1 protein-coding gene is annotated in these 579 nt (G+C 48.9%); it reads left to right on the top strand.

Features of this window, described 5'->3' with window-relative positions:
- The coding region (locus KIV40_RS26410) for a DUF3971 domain-containing protein (protein WP_285352143.1) at positions 1–579 on the top strand (579 nt) is incomplete at both ends.

Genomic DNA, 579 nt, shown 5'->3' with positions numbered 1-579 from the left:
TTCCAAGCTCCGCTTAATATCAAGCAAGGCCAAGTGGATATTGTTTGGCAGCAAGATGAGAGTGGTTGGAGGTTGTGGTCTGACAAAGTAACGGCGGCGACGCCTGATTTGCAAGTACTGGGCGCTTTTCGTCTCGACTTCCCTAACAACGCCAGCCCTCATCTCTCTTTCTATGGCGAAGCGGATGCTTACAATGTCGGAGAAACATGGCGTTACCTGCCAACACTGGCATTAGGACAAGAGCTTACCGATTACCTTTCGACTGCGATTCAAGCAGGCCGTTCAAGCTCGGTGAAACTGTTATGGCACGGCGAGCTAGCTCAATTTCCTTATTCAAACCATGATGGAATTTTCCAGATCTGGGTAGGGCTTGAGGATGTGAAATTCAGTTTCGATACGGCATGGCCATTGATCACCGATCTTCAACTCGACCTGTTGTTTGAGAATGATGCAATGCACCTTGATTCTCGTTCTGCTCAGTTGATGGATGTCACTGCTGATCGAATCACAGGGCGAATTCCTTACCTAGGAGAAGGCGGCCACATTGAAATTGAGGCCAAAGCAACCGCAACGGGTAAC

This window comes from Vibrio sp. D173a, from assembly GCF_030248475.1.
This window is presented reverse-complemented; position numbering and strand designations above follow the sequence as displayed.